Origin of the sequence: Ectopseudomonas oleovorans (assembly GCF_003052605.1) — a bacterium.
In the GTDB taxonomy this organism is placed as follows: Bacteria; Pseudomonadota; Gammaproteobacteria; order Pseudomonadales; family Pseudomonadaceae; genus Aquipseudomonas; species Aquipseudomonas oleovorans_A.
In genome coordinates, this window is sequence record NZ_QASO01000077.1 from 1 (window position 1) to 4,724 (window position 4,724).

Annotated in this window: 2 tRNA genes and 2 rRNA genes (1 of these 4 running past the window's edge); all 4 read left to right on the top strand. The window is 52.3% G+C overall.

Annotation, left to right across the window (positions count from 1 at the left end):
- A 16S ribosomal RNA gene (locus tag DBO86_RS13070) occupies positions 1–1,377 on the top strand; the annotation flags it as partial.
- 85 nt (positions 1,378–1,462) lie between these two features.
- A tRNA-Ile gene (locus DBO86_RS13075) sits at positions 1,463–1,539 on the top strand.
- A gap of 22 nt (positions 1,540–1,561) precedes the next feature.
- Positions 1,562–1,637, top strand: a tRNA-Ala gene (locus tag DBO86_RS13080).
- A gap of 258 nt (positions 1,638–1,895) precedes the next feature.
- Positions 1,896–4,724, top strand: a 23S ribosomal RNA gene (locus tag DBO86_RS13085) (it continues 78 nt past the right edge of the window).

Below are 4,724 nucleotides of genomic sequence, written 5' to 3' on the forward strand. Positions count from 1 at the left end.
CGCTAATACCGCATACGTCCTACGGGAGAAAGCAGGGGACCTTCGGGCCTTGCGCTATCAGATGAGCCTAGGTCGGATTAGCTAGTTGGTGAGGTAATGGCTCACCAAGGCGACGATCCGTAACTGGTCTGAGAGGATGATCAGTCACACTGGAACTGAGACACGGTCCAGACTCCTACGGGAGGCAGCAGTGGGGAATATTGGACAATGGGCGAAAGCCTGATCCAGCCATGCCGCGTGTGTGAAGAAGGTCTTCGGATTGTAAAGCACTTTAAGTTGGGAGGAAGGGCAGTAAGCTAATACCTTGCTGTTTTGACGTTACCGACAGAATAAGCACCGGCTAACTTCGTGCCAGCAGCCGCGGTAATACGAAGGGTGCAAGCGTTAATCGGAATTACTGGGCGTAAAGCGCGCGTAGGTGGTTCGTTAAGTTGGATGTGAAAGCCCCGGGCTCAACCTGGGAACTGCATCCAAAACTGGCGAGCTAGAGTACGGTAGAGGGTGGTGGAATTTCCTGTGTAGCGGTGAAATGCGTAGATATAGGAAGGAACACCAGTGGCGAAGGCGACCACCTGGACTGATACTGACACTGAGGTGCGAAAGCGTGGGGAGCAAACAGGATTAGATACCCTGGTAGTCCACGCCGTAAACGATGTCAACTAGCCGTTGGGTTCCTTGAGAACTTAGTGGCGCAGCTAACGCATTAAGTTGACCGCCTGGGGAGTACGGCCGCAAGGTTAAAACTCAAATGAATTGACGGGGGCCCGCACAAGCGGTGGAGCATGTGGTTTAATTCGAAGCAACGCGAAGAACCTTACCTGGCCTTGACATGCTGAGAACTTTCCAGAGATGGATTGGTGCCTTCGGGAACTCAGACACAGGTGCTGCATGGCTGTCGTCAGCTCGTGTCGTGAGATGTTGGGTTAAGTCCCGTAACGAGCGCAACCCTTGTCCTTAGTTACCAGCACGTAATGGTGGGCACTCTAAGGAGACTGCCGGTGACAAACCGGAGGAAGGTGGGGATGACGTCAAGTCATCATGGCCCTTACGGCCAGGGCTACACACGTGCTACAATGGTCGGTACAAAGGGTTGCCAAGCCGCGAGGTGGAGCTAATCCCATAAAACCGATCGTAGTCCGGATCGCAGTCTGCAACTCGACTGCGTGAAGTCGGAATCGCTAGTAATCGTGAATCAGAATGTCACGGTGAATACGTTCCCGGGCCTTGTACACACCGCCCGTCACACCATGGGAGTGGGTTGCTCCAGAAGTAGCTAGTCTAACCTTCGGGGGGACGGTTACCACGGAGTGATTCATGACTGGGGTGAAGTCGTAACAAGGTAGCCGTAGGGGAACCTGCGGCTGGATCACCTCCTTAATCGAAGACATCAGCTTCTTCATAAGTATCCACACGAATTGCTTGATTCATAGTCGAAGACGATGCTGTAACGCGACCCTGTTATAGGTCTGTAGCTCAGTTGGTTAGAGCGCACCCCTGATAAGGGTGAGGTCGGCAGTTCAAATCTGCCCAGACCTACCAATTGCTTGGTGCAGAAGAATACGGGGCCATAGCTCAGCTGGGAGAGCGCCTGCCTTGCACGCAGGAGGTCAGCGGTTCGATCCCGCTTGGCTCCACCACTCTCTCGTGTTGCGGTGAGTGTTAAAGAGTTCAGAAATGAGCGCTTCAGGTTTGTCCTGTTGAGTGCTGATTTCTGGTCTTTTGACCGGTACGAATATCGTTCTTTAAAAATTTGGATATGTGATAGAAGTGACTGATTAATTGCTTTCACTGGCAATTGATCTGGTCAAGGTAAAATTTGTAGTTCTCAAGACGCAAATTTTCGGCGAATGTCGTCTTCACGATTGAGACAGTAACCAGATTGCTTGGGGTTATATGGTCAAGTGAAGAAGCGCATACGGTGGATGCCTTGGCAGTCAGAGGCGATGAAAGACGTGGTAGCCTGCGAAAAGCTTTGGGGAGTCGGCAAACAGACTGTGATCCAGAGATCTCTGAATGGGGGAACCCACCCGGCACAAGCCGGGTATCTTGTACTGAATCCATAGGTGCAAGAGGCGAACCAGGGGAACTGAAACATCTAAGTACCCTGAGGAAAAGAAATCAACCGAGATTCCCTAAGTAGTGGCGAGCGAACGGGGACTAGCCCTTAAGTTGATTTGAGTGTAGTGGAAGGCTCTGGAAAGTGCCGCCGTAGTGGGTGATAGCCCCGTACACGAAACGCTCTTATCAATGAAATCGAGTAGGACGGGGCACGAGAAACCTTGTCTGAACATGGGGGGACCATCCTCCAAGGCTAAATACTACTGACTGACCGATAGTGAACCAGTACCGTGAGGGAAAGGCGAAAAGAACCCCGGAGAGGGGAGTGAAATAGAACCTGAAACCGTATGCGTACAAGCAGTGGGAGCCTACTTTGTTGGGTGACTGCGTACCTTTTGTATAATGGGTCAGCGACTTATATTCAGTGGCGAGCTTAACCGAATAGGGGAGGCGTAGCGAAAGCGAGTCTTAATAGGGCGCTTTAGTCGCTGGGTATAGACCCGAAACCGGGCGATCTATCCATGGGCAGGTTGAAGGTTAGGTAACACTGACTGGAGGACCGAACCGACTACCGTTGAAAAGTTAGCGGATGACCTGTGGATCGGAGTGAAAGGCTAATCAAGCTCGGAGATAGCTGGTTCTCCTCGAAAGCTATTTAGGTAGCGCCTCGTGTATCACTGCTGGGGGTAGAGCACTGTTTCGGCTAGGGGGTCATCCCGACTTACCAAACCGATGCAAACTCCGAATACCAGCAAGTGTCAGCACGGGAGACACACGGCGGGTGCTAACGTCCGTCGTGAAAAGGGAAACAACCCAGACCGTCAGCTAAGGTCCCAAAGTTATGGTTAAGTGGGAAACGATGTGGGAAGGCTTAGACAGCTAGGAGGTTGGCTTAGAAGCAGCCATCCTTTAAAGAAAGCGTAATAGCTCACTAGTCGAGTCGGCCTGCGCGGAAGATGTAACGGGGCTCAAACCATACACCGAAGCTACGGGTTCATCCTTTGGATGAGCGGTAGAGGAGCGTTCTGTAAGCCTGTGAAGGTGAGTTGAGAAGCTTGCTGGAGGTATCAGAAGTGCGAATGCTGACATGAGTAACGACAATGCGAGTGAAAAACTCGCACGCCGAAAGACCAAGGTTTCCTGCGCAACGTTAATCGACGCAGGGTTAGTCGGCCCCTAAGGCGAGGCAGAAATGCGTAGTCGATGGGAAACGGGTTAATATTCCCGTACTTCTAGTTACTGCGATGGAGGGACGGAGAAGGCTAGGCCAGCACGGCGTTGGTTGTCCGTGTTTAAGGTGGTAGGCTGAGATCTTAGGTAAATCCGGGATCTTAAGGCCGAGAACTGATGACGAGCGTTCTTTTAGAATGCGAAGTGGTTGATGCCATGCTTCCAGGAAAAGCTTCTAAGCTTCAGGTAACTAGGAACCGTACCCCAAACCGACACAGGTGGTTAGGTAGAGAATACCAAGGCGCTTGAGAGAACTCGGGTGAAGGAACTAGGCAAAATGGCACCGTAACTTCGGGAGAAGGTGCGCCGGTGAGGGTGAAGTATTTACTGCGTAAGCCCATGCCGGTCGAAGATACCAGGCCGCTGCGACTGTTTATTAAAAACACAGCACTCTGCAAACACGAAAGTGGACGTATAGGGTGTGACGCCTGCCCGGTGCCGGAAGGTTAATTGATGGGGTTAGCGCAAGCGAAGCTCTTGATCGAAGCCCCGGTAAACGGCGGCCGTAACTATAACGGTCCTAAGGTAGCGAAATTCCTTGTCGGGTAAGTTCCGACCTGCACGAATGGCGTAACGATGGCGGCGCTGTCTCCACCCGAGACTCAGTGAAATTGAAATCGCTGTGAAGATGCAGTGTATCCGCGGCTAGACGGAAAGACCCCGTGAACCTTTACTATAGCTTTGCACTGGACTTTGAGCTTGCTTGTGTAGGATAGGTGGGAGGCTTTGAAGTGGGGACGCCAGTTCTCATGGAGCCATCCTTGAAATACCACCCTGGCAACCTTGAGGTTCTAACTCTGGTCCGTTATCCGGATCGAGGACAGTGTATGGTGGGTAGTTTGACTGGGGCGGTCTCCTCCCAAAGAGTAACGGAGGAGTACGAAGGTGCGCTCAGACCGGTCGGAAATCGGTCGTAGAGTATAAAGGCAAAAGCGCGCTTGACTGCGAGACAGACACGTCGAGCAGGTACGAAAGTAGGTCTTAGTGATCCGGTGGTTCTGTATGGAAGGGCCATCGCTCAACGGATAAAAGGTACTCCGGGGATAACAGGCTGATACCGCCCAAGAGTTCATATCGACGGCGGTGTTTGGCACCTCGATGTCGGCTCATCACATCCTGGGGCTGAAGCCGGTCCCAAGGGTATGGCTGTTCGCCATTTAAAGTGGTACGCGAGCTGGGTTTAGAACGTCGTGAGACAGTTCGGTCCCTATCTGCCGTGGACGTTTGAGATTTGAGAGGGGCTGACCTTAGTACGAGAGGACCGGGTTGGACGAACCTCTGGTGTTCCGGTTGTCACGCCAGTGGCATTGCCGGGTAGCTATGTTCGGAAAAGATAACCGCTGAAAGCATCTAAGCGGGAAACTTGCCTCAAGATGAGATCTCACTGGAGCCTTGAGCTCCCTGAAGGGCCGTCGAAGACTACGACGTTGATAGGT